Genomic DNA, 20,962 nt, shown 5'->3' on the forward strand with positions numbered 1-20,962 from the left:
AGCGCGGCGGTGCGGCTCGGCCTCATCGCCGTGCCCGTCGCGTTCTTCGCGGTCTTCTTCGCCCTTCCCGTCGCCGCGATCGTCGCGCGCGGCCTGAAGGTCGACGGTGTCTGGCGGTTCGGGCGCCTCCTGGACGTGCTCGGGCAGCCCGACATCCGGCACGTCCTGTGGTTCACCACCTGGCAGGCGCTCGCCTCCACCGCCCTGACCCTGCTGATCGCGCTGCCGGGCGCCTACGTCTTCGCCCGCTTCGACTTCCCCGGCAAACAGATCCTGCGGGCCGTGGTGACCGTCCCGTTCGTGCTGCCGACGGTCGTCGTCGGCACGGCGTTCCTTGCGCTCGTCGGCCGCGGCGGACTCCTCGACGAGCTGTGGGGCGTACGGCTCGACACCACCGTGTGGGCCATCCTGCTCGCGCATGTCTTCTTCAACTACGCCGTCGTCGTACGGACGGTCGGCGGGCTGTGGTCGCAGCTCGACCCGCGGCAGGAGGAGGCCGCGCGGACGCTGGGCGCGTCACGCCTCACCGCCTGGCGGACCGTCACCCTCCCGGCCCTGGGCCCCGCCGTGGCCGCCGCCGCGCTGATGGTCTTCCTGTTCACCTTCACCTCCTTCGGCGTGGTGCAGATCCTCGGCGGTCCGACGTTCTCGACGCTCGAAGTCGAGATCTACCGGCAGACGTCGGAGATCTTCGACCTGTCCACGGCCGCCGTTCTGACGATCGTCCAGTTCCTCGCCGTCGGCGCGGTCCTCGCCGTGCACGCCTGGACGGTACGGCGACGGGAGAGCGCCCTGCGCCTGGTGGACGCGTCGGCGACAGCGCGGCGGCCACGCGGCGCCGGGCAGTGGTCGCTGCTGGCCGGTGTCCTGGTCGTCGTCTCCGTACTCCTGGTGCTGCCGCTGGCCGTGCTGGTGCAGCGGTCGCTGGACGTGCCCGACTTCGGCTACTACCGGGCGCTGACCAGTGCCGACGGCGGGGTCTTCCTCGTCCCGCCCATCGAGGCGATCGGCAATTCCCTGCAGTACGCCGTCGTCGCCACCCTCATCGCCGTGCTGATCGGCGGTCTGGCCGCGGCCGCGCTGACCCGGCGGGACGCGGGCCGGTTCGTGCGCGGTTTCGACGCGCTGCTGATGCTGCCGCTCGGGGTGTCCGCGGTGACGGTGGGGTTCGGGTTCCTGATCGCACTGGACGAGCCGCCGCTGGACCTCAGAAGTACGTGGATCCTCGTCCCGCTCGCCCAGGCGCTGGTCGGCGTGCCGTTCGTCGTACGGACCATGCTGCCCGTGCTGCGCGCCGTGGACCAGCGGCTGCGCGAGGCGGCTGCGGTGCTGGGGGCGTCGCCGTGGCGGGTCTGGCGTGAGGTGGACCTGCCGATGGTGCGGCGGGCGCTGCTGATCGCGGCCGGGTTCGCCTTCGCGGTGTCGCTGGGCGAGTTCGGGGCGACCGTGTTCATCGCGCGGCCCGACAACCCGACCCTGCCGGTGGCCGTGGCGAAGCTCCTCGGGCGGGCCGGTGATCTCAACTACGGGCAGGCGATGGCCCTTTCGACGATTCTGATGATCGTGTGCGCGGTGGCGCTGCTGGTGCTGGAGCGGCTGCGCACCGACCGGACGGGGGAGTTCTAGATGCTGCTGAGCCTTGCGGACGCGACGGTCCGGTTCGACGGGCGGGCCGTGCTGGCCGGGGTCGGCCTCGACGTCGCCGAGCACGAGATCGTGTGCGTGCTGGGGCCGAGCGGCAGCGGCAAGTCGACGCTGCTGCGGGTGGTGGCCGGGCTTCAGCCACTGGACCAGGGCCGGGTGTTGCTCGACGGGCGGGACCAGGCGGGGGTGCCCGCGCACAAGCGGGGCGTCGGCCTGATGTTCCAGGACCATCAGCTCTTCCCGCAGCGGGACGTCGGCGGCAACGTGGCGTTCGGGGCACGGATGCACGGCTCCTCCAAGGCCGAACAGGCGGATCGGGTGCGGGAGCTGCTCGATCTGGTCGGACTGCCGGGCGCAGCCCGTCGTGCCGTCGCCTCCCTGTCCGGCGGTGAGCAGCAGCGCGTGGCGCTGGCCCGTGCGCTCGCGCCCCGGCCGCGGTTGCTGATGCTGGACGAGCCGCTGGGCCAGCTCGACCGCTCGCTGCGGGAGCGGCTCGTGGTCGAACTGCGGGAACTGTTCGGCCGGTTGGGCACCACCGTGCTGGCCGTGACGCACGACCAGGGCGAGGCCTTCGCGCTCGCCGACCGGGTCGTGGTGATGCGGGACGGGCGGATCGCCCAGACCGGTACGCCTCTTGAGGTGTGGCAGCGTCCGGTGGACGAGTTCGTGGCCCGCTTCCTCGGGTTCGACAACGTCGTCGAGGGAACGGTGGCCGGAGAGGCCGCGGACACCCCCTGGGGCAAGCTGCCCGTGGGCGAGGGCGCCGCACAGGGCACCCGGACGCTGCTCGTACGGCCGGCCGGGGTGCGGCTCGTGTCCCCGGACTCGGGGTTGCGCTGCACGGTCACGGCGCGCACGTTCAAGGGCACGCATGTCGCCGTGCACCTCCAGCCGGAGGACGCGCCGCGCCTGGAGGCGGCGTGTGCGCTGCGGGAGGCGCCCGAGGTCGGGGACGCCGTCGGCGTGGAGTTCGACGCGGCGGAAATTGTGCTGCTGGGCTGATCACCCCGCACATAGGGTGCGGGCATGACGTCACTCCCGCATGATCGTTACTGCGACGAAATCGCCCATCAGATCGGCCTGTTGAGGGCCGTCGTGACCTCGGGCGCCGACCTGTCGGCCACCGTGCCGACCTGCCCGGACTGGTCGCTGGAGCAGCTCGTGCGGCACACGGGCGGCGCCCTGCGCTGGGTGGAGCTGACCGTGCGGACCCGGGCCGAGGAGGAGATCCCGGAGGAGCAGGTGCCGGGGTTCGCCGGCCCGGAGGGCGAGGGTGACGCCGCCGCGCTCGACGCCTGGCTCGCGCAGACCGGCGAGATGATCGTCGGCACGCTGCGGGAGGCCGGTCCCGACGCCAAGGTGTGGGGCTGGGCCGGGGTGCTCAACGCCGGGTTCTGGGCCCGCCGTATGACCCACGAGATCACGATCCACCGCGCGGACGCGACACTCGCCGCCGGCCTGCCCTTCGAGGTCGCGCCCGACATCGCCGCCGACGCGATCGACGAGTGGCTGGAGATCGTCGAGTGGGCGCAGCGGACCCTGCCGGACGACCCGGCGCGGGAGCTGCGCCGGCCGGGGAGCAGCATCCATCTGCACGCCACGGACGGCACCGCCGAGCTGAACGCCGAATGGTTCATCGGCCTCGACCAGGACGTCGTCGCCTGGCGGCGCGGCCACGAGAAGGCGACCGTCGCGCTGCGCGGCCCGCTCACCGCCGTACTGCTCGCCTTCTACCGTCGACTGCCGCTGGACAGCCCGGAGTTGGAGGTCCTCGGCGAGCGGGAGCTGCTGGAGTTCTGGCTGGAGCGGGCGACGTTCGGCTGACAGGCGTGTGGCCCGCCCCCGGGAAGGGGACGGGCCACAGCGGTGTCGCTCTACGGGCGCGTCAGCGGTCGCTGCTCGCCCCGCGGCGCCGCAGTCCGAAGAAGACCGCGCCGCCACCGATGGCGACCAGGCCGACCGCGATGCCGGCGATCAGGCCGGTGTTGGAGTTCGCACCGGTCTCGGCGAGGTTGGAGTCATCGGTCGCCGGGGACGGGGCGCTGCCCGTGTCCGCGGGAGCGGTGCTCTCGCTCTCCGAGGGCGTCGGAGCGGGGGTCTCCTCGGCCGGGGGCGAGGCGGAGTCCGACGGGGTCGGAGTGTCCGACGGAGCCGGCGGCTCCTCCTCTTCCTTCTTGCAGGCCGTCGACGGGGTCGTGAGGTTCGGCTTGATGTCCTCGTCGACGTAGCCCGCGGCCTTGACGTGGACGCGGTACTCGGCGTCCGGCTTCCAGTTCTCGGCGAAGGTGATGGTGACACCCTCGCGGGAGCCCTTGACCACCTGCTCGCCGACCTTCTTCAGGTCGGCGCCGTTGTTCTGCAGGTAGACGCTGATGGTCGCGGGGATGCCGCTGGGGTCCACGTCGGTGACCGTGATGACGCCCTTGTCGCCGTCGCACTTGGCTTCGGCGGAGAATTCACTGATGTTGCAGGCGAGGGCGTTGCCCGCGAGGCCGAGCGCGAGTGCGGCGGAGGCGGACGCGACACCAAGAGCGCGCACGGAGCGCGCAACAGTACGGCGGTTTATGGACACGTTTGTCCTTACGAGTTGCACCACTGAGGGGGGTTGAACGAGGCGGCGATGGGACACATCACCGTCCCCAGGAGTCTCACAGGTTTATAAGCGTGGCATAAGCAGTGTCAACGCATATGCTCTCCGCACGCGTTGGCTTTGCCGTCTTATTGCTCGCTGATGCGTTTCAGCGCCTGCGGAGCCTGCTCGATCCGGTCGACGAGGGCGATACGGGACTCCATCGACCGATCCCGGGCGAGGGCCTGCAACAGCGGCCAGGTCGGCAGCTTCTGAGTCCAGTGAGCCTTGTTCACGAGCACCATCGGGGTGGGCTCGCCGCGCGACTCGTAGTAGTTCGGCGTCGCGTTGTCGAAGATCTCCTGCACGGTGCCGGCGGCGCCCGGCAGGAAGACGACGCCCGCGTTCGAGCGGGCCAGGAGGCCGTCCTCGCGGGTGGCGTTGGCGAAGTACTTCGCGATGTGGGAGGCGAAGGGGTTCGGCGGCTCGTGGCCGTAGAACCAGGTCGGGATGCCGACGGAGCGGCCGCCCTGCGGCCAGCGGCAGCGCACCTCGAAGGCGGCCGTCGCCCACTCGGTGATCGAGGGCGTGAACAGGGGCGCCTTCGCCAGGAGTCGGAGGGCGTCGCCGAGCATCTCGTCGTCGTGCGGGGCGGCGTACGCGCCGAGGTTCGCCGCCTCCATCGCGCCCGGACCGCCGCCGGTGGCGACCGTGAAACCGGCGCGGGCCAGTTCCCGGCCGAGCCGCGCGGCCCCCTCGTACGCCTCCGTGCCGCGCCGCATCGCGTGGCCGCCCATGACGCCCACCACCCGGGCGCCGGACAGGAGTTCGTCGAGCGCGTCCGATATGGAGTCGTCGTGGATCGCGCGGAGCATGGAGGCGTGGATGTCGCGGTCGGCCTTGGTCCGCTGGAACCAGGCGTACGCGTGGGCGTCGGGGGTGTTCTCGTAGCCGTCCGGCAGTGACGCGAAGAGATCGTCGGGCGAGTAGACCATGCCCCGGTACGGGTCGAAGGGCAGGTCGGGGACCGGCGGGAAGACCAGGGCGCCGTCCGTGCGGACCTTCGCCGCCGCGTCCTCGCGCATCGCGCAGCCCAGGAAGACGGCGCCCGCCGTGTCCGCGGTGAGCAACTCGCGCGTACGGTCCGTCAGGTCGACGGCCTGGATACGGAATCCGGCGAGGGAGCCGCGCGCCGAGACGGTCGCGTCGAACTCCTCCAGCGTCTCGATCTCACGGTCGTTGTGGTGGGCCGCATGGGCGGGCATCGTCTGCACCCGCCCATGCTAGGCACCGGCCACGGGACGGCGGGGATCAGCCCTCGATGGCCGACGGGTCCATCCACACGACCTCCCAGGTGTGGCCGTCGAGGTCGTCGAAGGCGCGGCCGTACATGAAGCCGTGGTCCTGGGTCTCGCCGGTGACGGAGCCGCCCGCGGCGACCGCCTTCTCGACCAGTTCGTCGACCTTCTCGCGGCTCTCGGAGCTCAGCGCGATCAGCACCTCGCTGGTCTTCGTGGCGTCCGCGATCTGCTTCTTCGTGAACTGGGCGTACTTCTCGTGCGTGTGCACCATCGCGACGATGGTCTCGCTGATCACGACGGAGGCGGTCGTGTCGTCGCTGAACTGCTCGTTGATCGAGTAACCGAGCTCCGTGAAGAACTTCTTCGAGGCGCCGAGGTCGCTCACGGGCAGGTTCAGGAAGATCATCTGCTGGTAGGCGGGGGCGGTCATCGTGGTCTCTCCCTCAGGTGGCTGCTGCTGTCGCTGCTGTTCGGTGGGATAGACCGGGGGTCCGAGCGGAAGTCATCGCCGGACGGAGATTTTTTTCGTACGAGTTTTTCAGCGGGCCAGGGGCGCCGCGGCCAGTTCGGCCACGACCAGGGTGAGCGGGCAGAAGAAGACCAGCAGCGCGCCGGCGCGCAGGGCTGCCGCGCTGCGGAGCATCGCCGTGGGGGCGCCGAGGCGGAGCAGTGCGGCCGTGGTGCCCGCGCGGGCCTGCTTGGCCTCCACGGCGGCCGTGAGGAGGGTGGCCACGGCACAGCCGGTGACGACGGTGGCGCCGACGGCGGTGAGGGGGCCGATGGCGTCCCTGGCCACGGGGGCGGACAGGGGCGCCATGGCGTACGCCGCGGAGGCCACGGCGCAGACGACGCCGAGGGGGCGCCCGATGCGGGCGGCTTCGGCCATCAGGACACGGCCCGCGAGCAGGCGCACCGCGCCCGGGCGTACGGCCTGCAGGACGCGGCCGCAGAGGTGGGTGAGGCCGGGGGCCGCCAGGGCCAGCCCGAGGGCGGTCAGGAGCCAGCCGACCAGGACTGCCGCGGGGCCGGTGGGGAGGGCGGCGGGAAGCGTGAGGGGGGTGGGGGTGGCGGTGCGGCCCGCGTAGGCCTCCAGGGCGATGCCCGCGGCGAGGACCGCGATGCCCCAGGGCAGGCCGGCGGGGGGCTTGGCGGGAGCCGGCAGGTGGGTCACGTGGTCCAGTGCCGGGCCGGCGTCGTCAGCCGCGGGGTCGGTCGCGCGGTCCGGCGCGGGTGGGGTGCCGTCGGTCTCCGGGGTGGGCACCACTTCAGCGGCAGGACTGCTCGCAGACGGCGCGGCCGCGCCCTCGCCGTCCTCCGCGGCGCCGGGCGCGGCCGTCGGGCCCCGCCTCAGACGGGCCCCGAACCTGCCGTAGGCCCCGAAGGTTTCCCGGGCCATCGACCTGCCGTACCCCCCGATGCCGCTGTACGCCCGCCCCGCGCCTCGTGCCCCGGTGGGCCCGGGCTCCTTCGGGCGCAGCACCAGTGCCACCGCCGTCGACGCGATGGCCGGCGTCAGGGACAGCAATGTCAGGGCGGCCGGCAGGGGGAGGGGGGCGTTCGCTGCCAGGAACTGCGCTGCGGCCCCGTCGAAGGGCATGCCGGTCAGGTCGCCCCGGAGGTGGAGGAAGACGAGCAGGGCGAGCATCGAGCCGAGGGCGCAGGACAGGGCCGTGGTGGTGGCCGAGACCAGCATCAGACGGGCCGGGCCCAGTCCGATCGCCGAGAGGCCGGAGCGGGGCTTGGTGCCGGGGTCCGTGCGCGCCACCGCGACCGCGAAGTGGATCGTCGCGGCGAGCGGGGGCACGCACCAGGCAAGGCGGAGGACCGCCGCGGACGTGTCGGTGTGGGACATGGCGTAGCCCAGGGCGCACAGCAGCAGGAAGCCCGTGCCGGCCGACGCCGCCGCCAGGAGCAGGCGGCGCAGCTGTACGGCGGGCTGGGCGCTGCGGCTCAGACGGAGAGCGAGCACGCGGCCCGGCCTTCCGCCGCGGTGACCGGGGGCAGGTGCACCGTGTTCACGCGCCGTCCGTCGAGCAGGGCGAGGGTGCGGTCGGCGAAGGCCGCGTTCTCCGCGTCGTGGGTGGCAAGCACGACCGTGATGCCGTGCGAGCGGGCCGCTGTCGTCAGGGTGCGCAGGACGTGCGCGCGGTCGGCGCGGTGCAGCGGGGCCGTCGGCTCGTCGGCGAACAGGACCGTGGGGGAGGGGGCCAGGGCACGGGCGATGCAGACGCGCTGGCGTTCGGCCTGGACGAGCTGGTGCGGGCGCTTGCGGGCCGCCTCGCCGACGTCCAGGCGGTTCAGCCACTCCAGCGCGGTCGTCTTGGCGCGGCGGCGGCTGGTGCCGCGCAGCATCAGGGGGAGCGCGGCGTTCTCCCAGACGTTCAGCTCGGGGACGAGTGACGGGGCCGGGTCGATCCAGGTGAAGCGGTCCCGGCGGAGCCGTTCGCGCGCCATCGGGGTCATGGTGTGCACCGGCACGCTGTTGAACCAGACCTCGCCGCTGCGGGCGGGGGACAGGCCGGACAGACACTGCAGGAGAGCCGTCTTGCCGCTGCCGCGGGGACCGGTGACGGCGAGGATCTCCCCCTCACGCACACCCAGCGAGACCCCGCCGAGCGCGGGGGAGCCGTCGCCGTGCGTGAAGTGCAGCGCGCGTGCCCAGAGCACGTCGTTGTCCGGCGGAGCCTCCATGGGCGTACACCTCGTCAGATCCGTAGTTCCCGGGCCGTTCCCCCGTGCGGGGGAACGAAGACAGGGCCGATCGGTTACCAGGCACGCTAAGGATCCGGGGGCGCAACGACGGACAGCACGCGGCGGGGGTGCACCCTTCTCACTCCTACGGGTGCACCCCCGCCGTCGAACGAACCACGTGCGGTTAGAGCTTGGTCCACGCCTCCGTCAGCGTCGCGCGCAGGATCTGCTCGATCTCATCGAACGTCTCCTGGTTGGAGATCAGCGGCGGCGCGAGCTGGACGACCGGGTCGCCGCGGTCGTCGGCACGGCAGTACAGACCGTTGTCGAACAAAGCCTTGGAGAGGAATCCGTACAGAACCCTCTCGGTCTCCTCCTCGTTGAACGACTCCTTTGTCGCCTTGTCCTTGACGAGCTCGATGCCGTAGAAGAAGCCGTTGCCGCGGACGTCGCCGACGATCGGAAGGTCGTACAGCTTCTCCAGCGTCGCGCGGAACGCGGCCTCGTTGTCGAGGACGTGCTGGTTGAGGTTCTCGCGCTCGAACAGGTCGAGGTTGGCGATGCCCACCGCGGCCGAGACCGGGTGGCCGCCGAAGGTGTAGCCGTGCAGGAAGGTGTTGTCGCCCTTGTAGAACGGCTCGGCCAGGCGGTCGGAGATGATGCAGGCGCCGATCGGGGAGTAGCCCGAGGTCATGCCCTTGGCGCAGGTGATCATGTCCGGGACGTAGCCGAACTTGTCGCAGGCGAACATCGTGCCGAGGCGGCCGAAGGCGCAGATGACCTCGTCCGACACCAGCAGGACGTCGTACTGGTCGCAGATCTCGCGCACCCGCTGGAAGTAGCCGGGCGGGGGCGGGAAGCAGCCGCCCGCGTTCTGGACCGGCTCCAGGAAGACCGCGGCGACGGTCTCCGGGCCCTCGAAGAGGATCTGCTGCTCGATCTGGTCGGCGGCCCAGCGGCCGAAGGCCTCCGGGTCGTCACCGAAGATCGGGGCGCGGTAGATGTTGGTGTTCGGCACCTTGTGCGCGCCGGGGACCAGCGGCTCGAAGGGGGCCTTCAGGGCCGGTAGACCCGTGATGGACAGGGCGCCCTGCGGGGTGCCGTGGTACGCGACCGCGCGCGAGATGACCTTGTGCTTGGTGGGCTTGCCGGTCAGCTTGAAGTACTGCTTGGCCAGCTTCCAGGCGGTCTCCACCGCCTCGCCGCCGCCGGTGGTGAAGAAGACCTTGTTGAGATCGCCCGGCGCGTGGTCCGCGATGCGCTCGGCCAGCTCCACGGCCTTCGGGTGGGCGTAGGACCAGATCGGGAAGAACGCCAGCTCCTGCGCCTGCTTGAAGGCGGTCTCGGCAAGCTCGACGCGACCGTGCCCGGCCTGCACCACGAACAGGCCGGCGAGCCCGTCGAGGTAGCGCCTGCCCTTGTCGTCGTAGATGTAGGTGCCCTCGCCCCGGACGATCGTCGGGACGGGGGCCTGCTCGTACGAGGACATACGCGTGAAGTGCATCCACAAGTGGTCGTACGCGGTCCTGCTGAGGTCCTGAGGGCTGTTGGTGCTCACGGTTATCGGGTCCTCACGGTTATCGGGTTCCCCACATGTAGGTCTGCTTCTTGAGCTTGAGGTAGACGAAGCTCTCCGTCGAGCGCACTCCGGGGACGGCACGGATGCGTCGGTTGATGACGTCCAGGAGGTGGTCGTCGTCCTCGCAGACGATCTCCACCATCAGGTCGAAGGACCCGGCGGTCATCACCACGTACTCGCATTCGGCCATGGCGGTCAGTGCGTCGGCCACGGACTCCACGTCGCCCTCGACGTGCACGCCGACCATCGCCTGCCGGCGGAAACCCACGGTGAGCGGGTCCGTGACGGCGACGATCTGCATGACGCCCTGGTCGAGCAGCTTCTGGACGCGCTGGCGCACGGCCGCCTCGGACAGGCCGACGGCCTTGCCGATGGCGGCGTACGGCCGGCGGCCGTCCTCTTGAAGTTGTTCGATGATGGCGAGGGAGACGGCGTCCAGCTGGGGACCGCCGTTCCTGGACTCGCGGGAGTCCCTGTGCTCTGCGCTTCGACTGGCCACGACGTCACTGTGCACGACGTCTCGACAGTTCCGCAAGGCCGAGGCGATGAAATTCGTTGTTTGCGTGACTGAGACCTGCGGATTTCGCAGAAGAGGCGCCAATGGGGGTGTTGAAAACGTGGGTCAGCCGATTAGGGTGGGTGTCTCAGAGAATGGACAGCTCTACCTGACAGGAGGCCGGCAGTGAGCACCGAGCTGCGTCGTCTGCGCAACTACATCGACGGTGAGTTCCGGGACGCCGCCGACGGACGGACCACCGAGGTGGTCAACCCCGCGACGGGCGAGGCGTACGCGACCGCGCCGCTGTCCGGGCAGGCGGACGTCGACGCCGCGATGGAGGCCGCCGCGCGTGCCTTCCCCGCGTGGCGTGACGCGACCCCCGCCGAGCGACAGAAGGCCCTGCTGAAGATCGCCGACGCGTTCGAGGAGCGGGCCGAAGAGCTCATCGCGGCCGAGGTGGAGAACACGGGCAAGCCGATCGGACTCACGCGGTCCGAGGAGATCCCGCCGATGGTCGACCAGATCCGCTTCTTCGCGGGCGCGGCGCGGATGCTGGAGGGCCGCTCGGCCGGTGAGTACATGGAGGGCCTGACCTCCATCGTGCGCCGGGAGCCGATCGGCGTCTGCGCGCAGGTCGCGCCCTGGAACTACCCGATGATGATGGCCGTATGGAAGTTCGCGCCGGCCCTCGCGGCGGGCAACACGGTCGTCCTGAAGCCGTCGGACACCACCCCGGCGTCGACCGTCCTGATCGCCGAGATCATCGGGGGCATCCTGCCCAAGGGTGTCTTCAACGTCGTCACCGGCGACCGTGACACCGGGCGGCTGATGGTCGAGCACCCGACTCCGGCGATGGCCTCCATCACCGGTTCGGTACGGGCCGGCATGTCGGTCGCCGAGTCCGCGTCCAAGGACCTCAAGCGGGTCCACCTGGAATTGGGCGGCAAGGCCCCGGTCGTCGTGTTCGCCGACACCGACATCGCCAAGGCCGTGGAGGACATCTCCGTCGCGGGCTTCTTCAACGCCGGGCAGGACTGTACGGCCGCCACGCGTGTTCTCGTCCACGAGGCCATCCACGACGAGTTCGTGCAGGCGCTCGCGAAGGCAGCCGCCGACACCAAGACCGGGCAGCCGGACGACGAGGACGTGCTGTTCGGCCCGCTCAACAACCCGAACCAGCTCAAGCAGGTCTCCGGGTTCATCGAGCGGCTGCCCGCCCACGCCAAGGTCGAGGCCGGCGGTCACCAGGTCGGTGACAAGGGGTACTTCTACGCGCCGACCGTGGTGTCCGGGCTGAAGCAGGACGACGAGATCGTCCAGAAAGAGGTCTTCGGCCCCGTCATCACCGTGCAGTCCTTCTCGGACGAGGCGCAGGCCGTCGAGTGGGCCAACGGCGTCGAGTACGCGCTCGCGTCGTCCGTGTGGACCAAGGACCACGGGCGGGCGATGCGGATGTCCAAGGCGCTGGACTTCGGGTGCGTGTGGATCAACACGCACATTCCGCTGGTTGCGGAGATGCCGCACGGCGGGTTCAAGAAGTCCGGGTACGGCAAGGACCTGTCGGGGTACGGGTTCGACGACTACACGCGGATCAAGCACGTGATGACGTCCCTGGACGCGTGACGCTGCGCTAGGCGCCGCGGCATTCGTAGCTGTTCCACGGCTGCGGGTTCGTTGTGGCCGGTCGCGCAGTTCCCCGCGCCCCTTCGCGGCGTCGCAGCCCCGGACGGAGTGAGTACCGTTCGGGGCTGCCGCTCGACATGGCGTCGATTGATCGGCCGCGGTCAGCAGCGCCATGCTGCGGCAATGGCCCTCCCCTCGATGAACTCCCCGCTGTCCCGCCGGACTTTGCTGCGCACCCTCGGTGCGGGCGCTGCGCTCGGCGGGCTCGCCGGCTGCGGTGTGCGCCCCGCCTATGTGCCGCCCGGCGACCGGGCCGCCACCGATGTCTCCGCGACCGACAAGCGGCTCACCTGGGCGAACTGGCCGCTGTACATCGACACGGACGACGAGGACGCGAGGCGCAGGCCCACCCTGGAGGCGTTCGAGAAGAGGGCAGGGATCTCCGTCGACTACGTCGAGGAGATCAACGACAACGACGAGTTCTTCGGCAAGATCAGCCCCTCCCTGATGAACCATCAGCGCACGGGCCGCGATCTCGTCGTCATCAGCGACTGGATGTGCGCCCGGTTCGTACGGCTGGGCTGGGTGCAGGAGATGGACCGGGCGCGCCAGCCGAACGTGACGAAGTACCTGGACCCGCTGCTGCGTTCACCGGCGTTCGACCCCGGACGGAAGTACACCGTGCCGTGGCAGTCCGGCATCACCGGCATCGCGTACAACCGCCGTCGGCTGGGCCGCGACATACACAGCGTCTCCGAGCTGTGGGCGAGCGACCTGAAGGGCCGGGTGACCCTGCTCTCCGGTCTGGACGAGGCCTTCGCGCTGCTCATGCAGGGCAACGGCGTCGACATCACCCGGTGGACCGCGGACGACTTCCACACCGTCTGCGACCAGGTCGACAAGCAGGTCCGCAAGGGCCAGATCCGCCGCTTCACCGGCAACGACTACATCAAGGACCTGTCGAGCGGCGACGTACTGGCCTGCCAGGCCTACTCGGGCGATGTCATACAGCTCCAGGCCGACGACCCCGACATCCGCTTCGTCGTCCCGGAGGAGGGCGCCGAGCTCTGGTCGGAGTCCTTGATGGTCCCCAACCTGGCCCGCCACAAAGCCAACGCCGAGCGGCTGATCGACTACTACTACGACCCTGAGGTCGCCGCCGACCTTGCCGCCTGGGTCAACTACGTCTGCCCCGTCCCGGCCGCCCAGGACGTCCTCGCCTCCGCCAAGGACGAGGAGACGGCGGCGCTGGCCGAGGATCCGCTGATCTTCCCGGACACGGCCATGCGTCGGCGTCTCGCGATCGCTCGGGACATCACGTCGGAGGAGCGGGTGGGGTTCGCGAAGCGGTGGAACGCGATCGCGGGGTTGTAGCCGGCCCTACGGCCCTGTGCCCCTACCAGTGCCCCTACCAGTGCCCCTGCCGGTGCACCGCCGTGCGCCCCACCGTCGCCGCCAGTTTGCGCAGTCGGCGCCAGTCCAGGCGTGGGCCGCGCTGAGGGACGCCGGGGCGTTTGCGGGGGACGCGGACGCGTAGGGCGCCCGGAGTGATGCGGCAGTGGACCGGGGCCGGCAGGACAAGGGCCTCGCCGTCGATGCCGGCCTCGATCTCCTCACGGTCGGCCTCGATGACCACCTCGGTCGCGGTGAGGATGCTGAGGCCGGGCGGCGCGGGGTCGAGGAGCAATGCGGCGGCCTCGGCCGCGCTGTCCACCCTGATGCCGAGGACGCCGAGAACGGCGGCGTCGAGGCGGTCGCGTCGGCCGAGTCCGAAAGGATCGTCCGTGCGGTAGGGGTTGTTGCTGACCAGCACGGCATGCGGGGCGTGGAGGGTCGCGCCCCCCGCCCGGACGGTCAGCAGCGGGCCCTGCTGGCGGGTGAGCAGGTCGGGCAGCAGCTCCAGACTGGTGCCGATCTTGTCGTCGCGGTACCCGGGGCTCTGCACGATGGCCGCGTACGCGCCGAAGGAGGCGTTGTTGACGAAGGGCCGGCCGCTCGCGAAGCCGAGGTCGACGCGCAGCTCGACGCCGTCGACGAGCGCGTCGAGGCAGGCTGCGGGATCCTCGCGGTCGAGGCCCAGGTCCATGGCGAAGTGGTTGCGGGTACCGGCGCTGATCACCAGGAACGGGATGTCGTACGCGGCGGCGATGGCCGCGACCAACGCCTGGGTGCCGTCCCCGCCTGCCACACCGAGCAGATCCGCGCCGTCCGAAACGGCCTTGCGGGCCAGGGCGGTGACGTCCTGATGCTCATCGGGGTCGAGCAGGACGACCTCGGCGCCGAGCCGTTCCGCCTTCTCCTTGAGCGCGAAGCGCCCCACCTTCCCGCCGCCCGAGCGGGGGTTCATGATCAGGATCGCCCGCCGCGGTGGCGCCGCCTTGCGCCCCCGCATCACCCGCACCCGTGAGCTCCCCGTGCCCCGCAGCGCGTACCGGCCGCTCCACACGGCCACCGTCCACAGCGCCACGGACACCAGCAGCGACCAGAAGAGGGTGGCGGCGAACAACGTGATCACGGCGGCCGGTACGGCCAGGGCCACGACGCCCGCCAGCCAGCGCAGAGGTCCGCGCAGCGTCAGCGTCCACCACACGGCGACGGCGCCGACCCCCAGGCCCGCCACACCGGCCACCAGGAGCAGCACGCCGCCGACCCCGCCGTAGGCGAGCGGCACGAGCACTGCGAGCCCCGCCGCGGCCAGTGAAGCCCGTGCCGCCCAACGTTGCCCCCGGTAAGCCCGTTCGCTCAGGTCCAGGCCCATGCGTCCTCCCTCGTCGGCGGACATCGTAGGGCCGGGCCGGTGCGGGCCGCATGGCGGCCGTCGGTTCCGGCTCCGCGACGGAGCCCGGCTTTGAACGTGTTCAACTCCAGGCGTACGCTGCCCCCATGAGCGACAGAGCCGCCCTGCTCAAGGGCATCCGTGTCTGGCTGGCCCTCTTCGTCGTCTGCCTGGTGCTCAGCGGCGCCACGGCCTTCCCCCTCGTCCACGAACTGCGCTGGACCGAGGACCTGTTGCGCTCCCTGTCCGTGCCGGAGCACCTCCCCGGCCTCATGGACTGGATCGAGCGCGTCCGGCGTGGTCTCGACACCGCCGACGCCGACTACCCCTTCCTGCTCTACGGCACGGACTGGCTCGCCTTCGCCCATCTCGTCATCGCGGTCGCCTTCTACGGCCCCTACCGCGACCCGGTCCGCAACATCTGGGTCGTCGAGTTCGGGATGATCGCCTGCGCGGGCATCATCCCGCTCGCCCTGATCTGCGGGCCGATCCGCGGCATCCCCTTGTGGTGGTCGGTGATCGACATGGCGTTCGGCGTCTTCGGGATCATCCCGCTGTACGTCGTGCGGAAGAGGATCAAGCGGCTGGAGGAGCTGACGACACCGTCAGCACCTCCAGCCGCCGCCGTCGTCAGCGGTTGAACGCCGGGAAGGCGAAGCGCTGGGCTATGGACAGGCCGTCGCCCTTCGCATCGGTCGAGTTGACGGAGTAGACGACCGTCCGGGACAGATTGCGGGTGGCCGCGACGACGGTGTGATAGCCGGGGCGGGAACCCGTCTTGCCCCAGATCTCCTTGCCGTTCAGCTCGAAACGCTCCAGCGAGGCACCCATGGTGGCCCCCTCGATGTCCGGGACCGCGAACATCTCCTTCAGCTGCGGCTCGGGCACGACCCGACCGCGGAACAGGGCGAACAGCAGCCGTTCCAGGTCCGCCGTCGTCGAGATCATGTCGCCGGCCGCGAACCGGTCGGACATGTTCCACTCGGTCACGTCGACCAGCTTGCCGTCGATCCAGTCGTAGCCGCGGTTGTGCGGTCCGTGGACGCGGGGGTCCGGGCCGTCGGGGAAGGACGTGTGCCGCATACCGAGCGGGCGGAAGATCCGTACGGCCGCCTGGTGGGCGTACGAGTCGCCGGTGACCTTCTCGATCAGCATGCCCAGCACCGTGTAGTGGATGTTGCCGTACCGCTGGTGCTCGCCGGGCGCGTGATCGGGGTCGGGGCCTTTGGCGACCGACGCGGCCACCACCTCCTCGGGGGGCAGCGTCTCGAAGCGGTGCTCGTAACCGTCGTCGACGCCCTCGCCGAGGGACGCCCCCGGCTGCAGACCGCTGGTGAAGTTCAGCAACTGCCGTACGGTGATGGGCGCGAAGTCCTCGGTGAGCAGGCCGGGCAGATACTGCTGCACCGTCCCGTCGAGGGAGATCCGGCCCTCGGCGGCGAGTTGCAGCACGATCGCCGAGGTCACGATCTTCGTCGTCGAACCGGCGCGGAAGCGGGCGTTCTCCAGCGCCGGCGCCCCGGTTCCCAAGTTTCGCACGCCGGCCGCCCCGTGCCAGCTCCCCTTGCCGCCCACGCGGATCAGCGCGGCCGTGGCGTCCTTGTCGGGCAGCCCCGCGAGCGCGGCGCACAGGGCCTTGACGTCGGGGCCGTTCCTTGGGGCCGTCTCGATCGCGTGCGCGGAACAGGACGATGACGACGCGGGCCGTGCGGAGGCCGTCCCGGCGAGCGGCAGTGCGGCCAGGGTCAGGGCGAGCGCTGAGGTGAGGAGTGCGGGAAGCGGGCGTACGGGCATCTGCTGCTCCTGGAGTCGGGTCGGTGGGATGTCCGTGATCATCGTCGGGCCGTGCGGTCCTGCGGCGGATCGTCGGTGAGGAGGGGCTGCGCCCCTGGGGGAGCCCGGAGCAAATGCCTTACAGGGCAAGGGGGTTGTGGGGGATCGCCCCTACGGGCCGCCGGCCGGCGGAAAAGTGTTATCGCCGACCCCTTCACCGCGTCTCCACTGGCGGAATGTGATCTCCGATATGGCCGACAGCGCTGGTCAGGCTGAGAAGGTGCGTACGGGCAGCGCATGACCCGGGAGAGGACGTACGTGGACGAGGGAGCCGGCAGGCAGTGGCGCTCCACCATCGCGGCGGCGCAGGCCGGTGACCGGCAGGCGCTGGACGAACTGGTGGAGGGCTGGCTGCCGCTGGTCTACAACGTCGTCGGACGTGCCCTGAACGGCCATGCCGATGTCGACGACGTCGTCCAGGAGACGATGCTGCGTGCCGTCGACAACCTCGGCTCGCTGCGGGACCCGGACAGCTTCCGCTCCTGGCTCGTCGCGATCGCCATGCGGCAGATCCGGGACCGGGCCCGCCGCAAGCAGCCCGCACCGCTTGAGGAGTCGGCGGCGCACGAGGCCACCGACTTCGCCGAACTCACCGTGCTGCGGCTCCAGTTAGAGGGGCAGCGGCGGGAGGTCGCGGAGGCGGTGCGCTGGCTGGACGCCGAGGACCGGCAGTTGCTGTCGCTGTGGTGGCTGGAAGTCGCCGGCGAGCTGACCCGGCGCGAACTGGCCGCCGCGGCCGGGATCAGCCGGCAGCACGCCGCGGTGCGCGTCCAGCGGGTGAAGGAGCGGCTGGAGACCGCGCGCGGCATCGTCCGCGCACTCGACGGCGCCTGCCCCGACCTGCCCGAACTGACCGCCCGCTGGAACGGACGCCCGGACTCCGTCTGGCGCAAGCGGCTGGCCCGGCACATCAGGGGCTGCGGCTACTGCGGCGACACCCGCGAGGCCGTCGTACCGGCGGAACGCCTTCTCGTCGGCATCGCGCTCGTCCCGATCCCGGTCGGCCTCACCCTGTCGCTCGCCCTCGGCGGCAAGACGGTGGTCGCGGCCACGGCGACGGCCACGGCGACCTCCGTCGGATGGTCCGCGAAGGTGATGGCCGCGCTCACCCAGCCCGCCGTGGCGGTGACGGCCGGGGCGACACTCGTCGCGGGCGGCGCGTACGTCGTCACCCAGACCCCGGACGCCCCGCCCCGCGCTGCCGCCCCCACCGCGGCGAGCACGGCCCGCCCGCCGGCGACGGCCCCGACCGTGTCACCGACGGCCACGCTCTCACCGTCCCCCTCACCCTCGTCGTCTCCGTCACCGTCGCGGAAGTCCGACCTGTACGGCACGGTCGTCGACGCCGTCGACCGGGCCCCGGACCCGCACGCCCGGCCCGCCGCCCTGCCGCACCGCCCCGAGTCCGGCATCACCAGCACCTGGGGCGCGAAGGCCGTCATGCAGCACCGCGGCGAGAAGGTGACGCTCAGCGGGCAGGGCTACATCCTGGTGCGCTGGCAGATCTCCCCGCAGTCACGGTCCGGCGCGCTGGTCATGCCGACCTGGACCGGCCTGAAGGGCAGGCTCTTCCATGTCGCGTCCGGCGGCGGCCGTCGTATGGACGACACCACCGGCCCCGACACCACCGGCATGGGCGGCCCCGCCACCGGCTACACGGTCCTGCCCGACGGCACCCAGCAGATGTGGCAGAACGAGTACTTCTACGTCGACGGATCGGTCACCCTCAACCAGAACGAACGGGGCGCCGACTACGGCGTCATCGTCTTCCCGTCGACCTGGGACGCGGCCGAGAAGGACGTGCGGACCGGCCCCGACCAGGGCGCGATCCGCTACGGCCAGGTCCGCGACGACGGCAAGGACACCGCACCGGTCCCGCAGTACGTCACGCGCGCGACCCCGGCCGATCCGGCGACGGTGCCTCAACGCTCGCGCGTGTAGCGGCCTTCGGCGTCGGACCGGGCTGCGAGCAGGCCGCGGAGGACGTCGACGCGGTTGGTCGTGATCGAGTCGACGCCGAGGTCCAGCAGGCGGCGCATGGTTCGCCGGGTGTCCGGGGTCCAGACGGACAGCAGGTGACCATCGCGGTGGACGCGCTCGGCGAGGGCGCGGTCGACCAGGCCGAAACGGTAGTTGAGCCAGCGCGGGCGCACCGCGTCCAGCAGGGCGGGGCGCGGCGGGGCCAGCGTCGTCCAGGTCAGGGCGATCTCCGCGGCCGGGTCGGCGGCCCGCACCGCGAGCATGGCCGGGGCGCCCGCGCAGTAGTACACGCGGTCCTGCGCCCCGCACTCGCGCACGACGTCCGCGATCCGCCGAGCCGCCCGCACGTCGGGCGTGCCCGGCAGGTCGAGCATCACCCGGCTCCCGTCACACGACGCCAGCGCCTCCGGCAGCGTCGGCACCCCGCCCGCCGTCAGCCCGCGCACCTCGGCCGCAGACAGTGCGAGGACAGGACGGTCCTGCTCCCACAGCCGCTTCAGCGTCTCGTCGTGGAGCAGCACCGGCACGCCGTCCTTGGTGAGCCGTACGTCGATCTCCACCGCGTCCGCGCCCCGTTCGAGCGCGGAGCGCAGGGAAACGAGCGTGTTCTCGCGGACGCGGTAGGGGTCGCCGCGGTGGGCCACGGCGGTCACGTTCTGCATGAGGGCATTCCGGTCGGGGGCGGGGGCCATCGTGGATGAGCCGAGGCGTGGAAGGCGCCGCGGGCTCAGGAGGCGAGCCAGTCCGTGGTGTACGTGTCGATCTCGGACCTGATCCGGGCCTTGCCCGGCTCGTCGAGGAAGGACACGTCCACGGCGTTCTTGGCGAGATCGGCCAGCCCTCGCTCGTCGAGGTCGAGGAGGCGGGCGGCGACCGCGTACTCGTTGTTGAGGTCGGTGCCGAACATGGGCGGGTCGTCGGAGTTGATGGTGACGATGACGCCGGCCTCGGTGAACTGCCTGAGCGGGTGCTCGTCGATCGTGCGCACCGCGCGCGTGGCGATGTTGGAGGTCGGGCACACCTCCAGCGGGATCCGGTGCTCGGCGAGGTGCGCGAGCAGCTTCGGATCCTGCGCCGAACTGGTGCCGTGCCCGATGCGCTCGGCGCGCAGGTGAGTGAGGGCGTCCCAGACGGTCTCCGGGCCGGTGGTCTCGCCGGCGTGCGGCACGGAGTGCAGACCTGCGGCGATGGCCTGGTCGAAGTACGGCTTGAACTGCGGCCTCGGTACGCCGATCTCGGGCCCGCCGAGCCCGAACGAGACCAGGCCCTCCGGGCGCAGCCGGTCGTCGGTGGCGAGCCGCACGGTCTCCGCGGCGGACTCCAGGCCGGCCTCGCCCGGAATGTCGAAGCACCAGCGCAGCACGGTCCCGAACTCGGCCTCGGCCGCCTTGCGGGCGTCCTCGATCGCCGCCATGAAGCCGCCCTCGTCGATGCCGCGGCGGGTCGAGGAGAACGGGGTGATGGTCAGCTCGGCGTACCGCACCTGCTGGCGGGCCAGCTCGCGGGCCACCTCGTACGTCAGCAGCCGTACGTCCTCAGGGGTGCGGATCAGATCCACGACGGACAGGTACACGTCGATGAAGTGCGCGAAGTCCGTGAACGTGAAGTAGTCGACCAGGGCCTCGGGATCGGTGGGGACCTTGGAGTCGGGGTGGCGGGCGGCGAGTTCCGCGACGATGCGGGGGGAGGCGGAGCCGACGTGGTGGACGTGCAGTTCGGACTTGGGCAGTCCGGCGATGAAGGCGTGCAGATCGCGCGGGACACGGGCGTCGACGAGGTTGTCGGTCAAGGTTCCTCCCCAGGAACGGCGTCCCCGGCCGGGTGTGTGGTCGGCGGGACGCGGGTGATCGGCTGATCGATGACTCGGGGTCATCGTATGCCGGGGCCGTGCCCGAGATGCCCGGGCCTTAGCATGACGGCACATACGACGGAGGGGGGCCGGGCATGTCGGACGACGCGCAGACGCCGGGGGCGGCGGACGGATCGGGGGGCGCGGCGGCAGGAGGGCCGGCTTCGCCGGGGGCTTCGTCGTCGGGTTCGTCGGAGACGGATCCGAGAACCTCGTTGGAGAAGACGGGCAGGAACGCGTCCTCCGCCGAGCCGGATCCGTGGGCGCCGCCGGTCGCGCCTGGGGGATCCGGGGGCCCCGGCTACACCGTCGCCTCGAACGACCCGCTGACCTGGCCAGCACCATCCGTGCACGATCAGCAGACGGTGACGTCCATGCCGTCCTCCGGCATGCCGACGCCGCCGGGCGAGTCGAGTGCCAACCCCTTCGCGGCGCCGGAACCCACGTCGCCTGTGCCGCCCCTCGCGCCGGCCGGGCCCTTCGCGCCCCCTACGGCGTCCGTTCCCTACGCCGCCCACGGTGCGCCCGTGCCGCCGCCGCCCATCGCGCCCGGTGGGCCGGGGCATGTTGCGTACGGCTATCCCGGGCCTGTCCAGGGTTACCCGCCGCCGGTCATGG

18 protein-coding genes are annotated in these 20,962 nt (G+C 71.3%); 7 read left to right on the plus strand and 11 right to left on the minus strand.

What is annotated here, in order from left to right; genetic code table 11:
* Nucleotides 1-24 precede the first annotated feature (24 nt).
* From ACZ7L5_RS36385 to ACZ7L5_RS36395, 3 genes are read left to right on the plus strand one after another with little or no spacing between them, the layout of a single operon-like run.
* On the plus strand, nucleotides 25-1,626 hold the full coding sequence (locus ACZ7L5_RS36385) for an ABC transporter permease (protein WP_471522580.1): 1,602 nt from the start codon (nucleotides 25-27) through the stop codon (nucleotides 1,624-1,626).
* The gene (locus ACZ7L5_RS36390; protein WP_471522397.1) at nucleotides 1,627-2,646 is read left to right on the plus strand and encodes an ABC transporter ATP-binding protein; all 1,020 of its coding nucleotides are present in this window, start codon (nucleotides 1,627-1,629) and stop codon (nucleotides 2,644-2,646) included.
* A gap of 24 nt (nucleotides 2,647-2,670) precedes the next feature.
* Nucleotides 2,671-3,468, plus strand: a complete 798-nt coding sequence (locus ACZ7L5_RS36395) for a maleylpyruvate isomerase family mycothiol-dependent enzyme (RefSeq protein ID WP_471522399.1) — start codon at nucleotides 2,671-2,673, stop codon at nucleotides 3,466-3,468.
* Between the two features lie 61 nt (nucleotides 3,469-3,529).
* On the opposite strand, the gene ACZ7L5_RS36400 is transcribed toward ACZ7L5_RS36395, so the two are convergent.
* The 7 genes from ACZ7L5_RS36400 to ACZ7L5_RS36430 all read right to left on the minus strand — a co-directional run bounded on the left by ACZ7L5_RS36400 (nucleotide 3,530) and on the right by ACZ7L5_RS36430 (nucleotide 10,298).
* Nucleotides 3,530-4,183, minus strand: a complete 654-nt coding sequence (locus ACZ7L5_RS36400) for an LAETG motif-containing sortase-dependent surface protein (RefSeq protein ID WP_471522401.1) — start codon at nucleotides 4,181-4,183, stop codon at nucleotides 3,530-3,532.
* Between the two features lie 179 nt (nucleotides 4,184-4,362).
* Nucleotides 4,363-5,487 carry an LOG family protein gene (locus ACZ7L5_RS36405; RefSeq protein WP_471522403.1) on the minus strand — a complete coding sequence of 375 codons (1,125 nt, stop codon included), beginning with the start codon at nucleotides 5,485-5,487 and terminating at the stop codon, nucleotides 4,363-4,365.
* 37 nt (nucleotides 5,488-5,524) lie between these two features.
* Nucleotides 5,525-5,944, minus strand: coding sequence for a VOC family protein (locus tag ACZ7L5_RS36410; protein WP_471522405.1), 420 nt, complete (start codon nucleotides 5,942-5,944; stop codon nucleotides 5,525-5,527).
* 108 nt (nucleotides 5,945-6,052) lie between these two features.
* Complete coding sequence (locus tag ACZ7L5_RS36415; protein ID WP_471522407.1) at nucleotides 6,053-7,483, minus strand: hypothetical protein; 1,431 nt, start codon at nucleotides 7,481-7,483, stop codon at nucleotides 6,053-6,055.
* On the minus strand, nucleotides 7,465-8,205 hold the full coding sequence (locus ACZ7L5_RS36420) for an ABC transporter ATP-binding protein (RefSeq protein ID WP_471522409.1): 741 nt from the start codon (nucleotides 8,203-8,205) through the stop codon (nucleotides 7,465-7,467). Before ACZ7L5_RS36420 ends, ACZ7L5_RS36415 begins: the two co-directional genes overlap by 19 nt.
* A 184-nt stretch (nucleotides 8,206-8,389) precedes the next feature.
* Entirely contained in the window at nucleotides 8,390-9,763 is a 1,374-nt protein-coding gene (locus tag ACZ7L5_RS36425) for an aspartate aminotransferase family protein (protein WP_328878919.1), read from the minus strand.
* A 19-nt stretch (nucleotides 9,764-9,782) separates the two neighbouring features.
* A complete protein-coding gene (locus ACZ7L5_RS36430) occupies nucleotides 9,783-10,298 on the minus strand; it encodes an Lrp/AsnC family transcriptional regulator (protein WP_328422862.1) in 516 nt (171 codons plus the stop codon).
* Between the two features lie 168 nt (nucleotides 10,299-10,466).
* Here ACZ7L5_RS36430 and ACZ7L5_RS36435 point away from each other — a divergent pair, with 168 nt between their 5' ends.
* Nucleotides 10,467-11,906 carry a gamma-aminobutyraldehyde dehydrogenase gene (locus ACZ7L5_RS36435; protein WP_471522412.1) on the plus strand — a complete coding sequence of 480 codons (1,440 nt, stop codon included), beginning with the start codon at nucleotides 10,467-10,469 and terminating at the stop codon, nucleotides 11,904-11,906.
* Nucleotides 11,907-12,089: 183 nt separating this feature from the next.
* The gene (locus ACZ7L5_RS36440; protein ID WP_471522414.1) at nucleotides 12,090-13,280 is read left to right on the plus strand and encodes a polyamine ABC transporter substrate-binding protein; all 1,191 of its coding nucleotides are present in this window, start codon (nucleotides 12,090-12,092) and stop codon (nucleotides 13,278-13,280) included.
* Nucleotides 13,281-13,314: 34 nt separating this feature from the next.
* Here ACZ7L5_RS36440 and ACZ7L5_RS36445 read toward each other — a convergent pair whose 3' ends face one another.
* Nucleotides 13,315-14,664 (minus strand): diacylglycerol/lipid kinase family protein, encoded by a 1,350-nt coding sequence (locus tag ACZ7L5_RS36445; protein WP_471522416.1) that lies wholly within the window; start codon nucleotides 14,662-14,664, stop codon nucleotides 13,315-13,317.
* A gap of 125 nt (nucleotides 14,665-14,789) precedes the next feature.
* On the opposite strand from ACZ7L5_RS36445, the gene ACZ7L5_RS36450 reads away from it, so the two are divergent.
* Nucleotides 14,790-15,323 (plus strand): hypothetical protein, encoded by a 534-nt coding sequence (locus tag ACZ7L5_RS36450; RefSeq protein WP_471522418.1) that lies wholly within the window; start codon nucleotides 14,790-14,792, stop codon nucleotides 15,321-15,323.
* Here the strand turns inward: ACZ7L5_RS36450 and ACZ7L5_RS36455 are convergent.
* Nucleotides 15,313-16,476, minus strand: coding sequence for a serine hydrolase domain-containing protein (locus ACZ7L5_RS36455; RefSeq protein ID WP_471522582.1), 1,164 nt, complete (start codon nucleotides 16,474-16,476; stop codon nucleotides 15,313-15,315). The two genes, ACZ7L5_RS36450 and ACZ7L5_RS36455, sit on opposite strands and share 11 nt — an antisense overlap.
* 276 nt (nucleotides 16,477-16,752) lie before the next feature.
* Between ACZ7L5_RS36455 and ACZ7L5_RS36460 the strand changes: the two genes are divergently transcribed.
* Nucleotides 16,753-18,456: a sigma-70 family RNA polymerase sigma factor gene (locus ACZ7L5_RS36460; RefSeq protein ID WP_471522420.1), complete on the plus strand. Its 1,704-nt coding sequence runs from the start codon at nucleotides 16,753-16,755 to the stop codon at nucleotides 18,454-18,456.
* Here ACZ7L5_RS36460 and ACZ7L5_RS36465 read toward each other — a convergent pair.
* The gene (locus ACZ7L5_RS36465; RefSeq protein WP_471522422.1) at nucleotides 18,438-19,157 is read right to left on the minus strand and encodes a glycerophosphodiester phosphodiesterase; all 720 of its coding nucleotides are present in this window, start codon (nucleotides 19,155-19,157) and stop codon (nucleotides 18,438-18,440) included. The genes ACZ7L5_RS36460 and ACZ7L5_RS36465 overlap by 19 nt on opposite strands.
* Nucleotides 19,158-19,222: 65 nt before the next feature.
* Nucleotides 19,223-20,284 (minus strand): adenosine deaminase, encoded by a 1,062-nt coding sequence (locus ACZ7L5_RS36470; protein ID WP_471522424.1) that lies wholly within the window; start codon nucleotides 20,282-20,284, stop codon nucleotides 19,223-19,225.
* Between the last annotated feature and the right edge of the window lie 678 nt (nucleotides 20,285-20,962).

Source organism: Streptomyces sp. NPDC107528 (assembly GCF_055639295.1).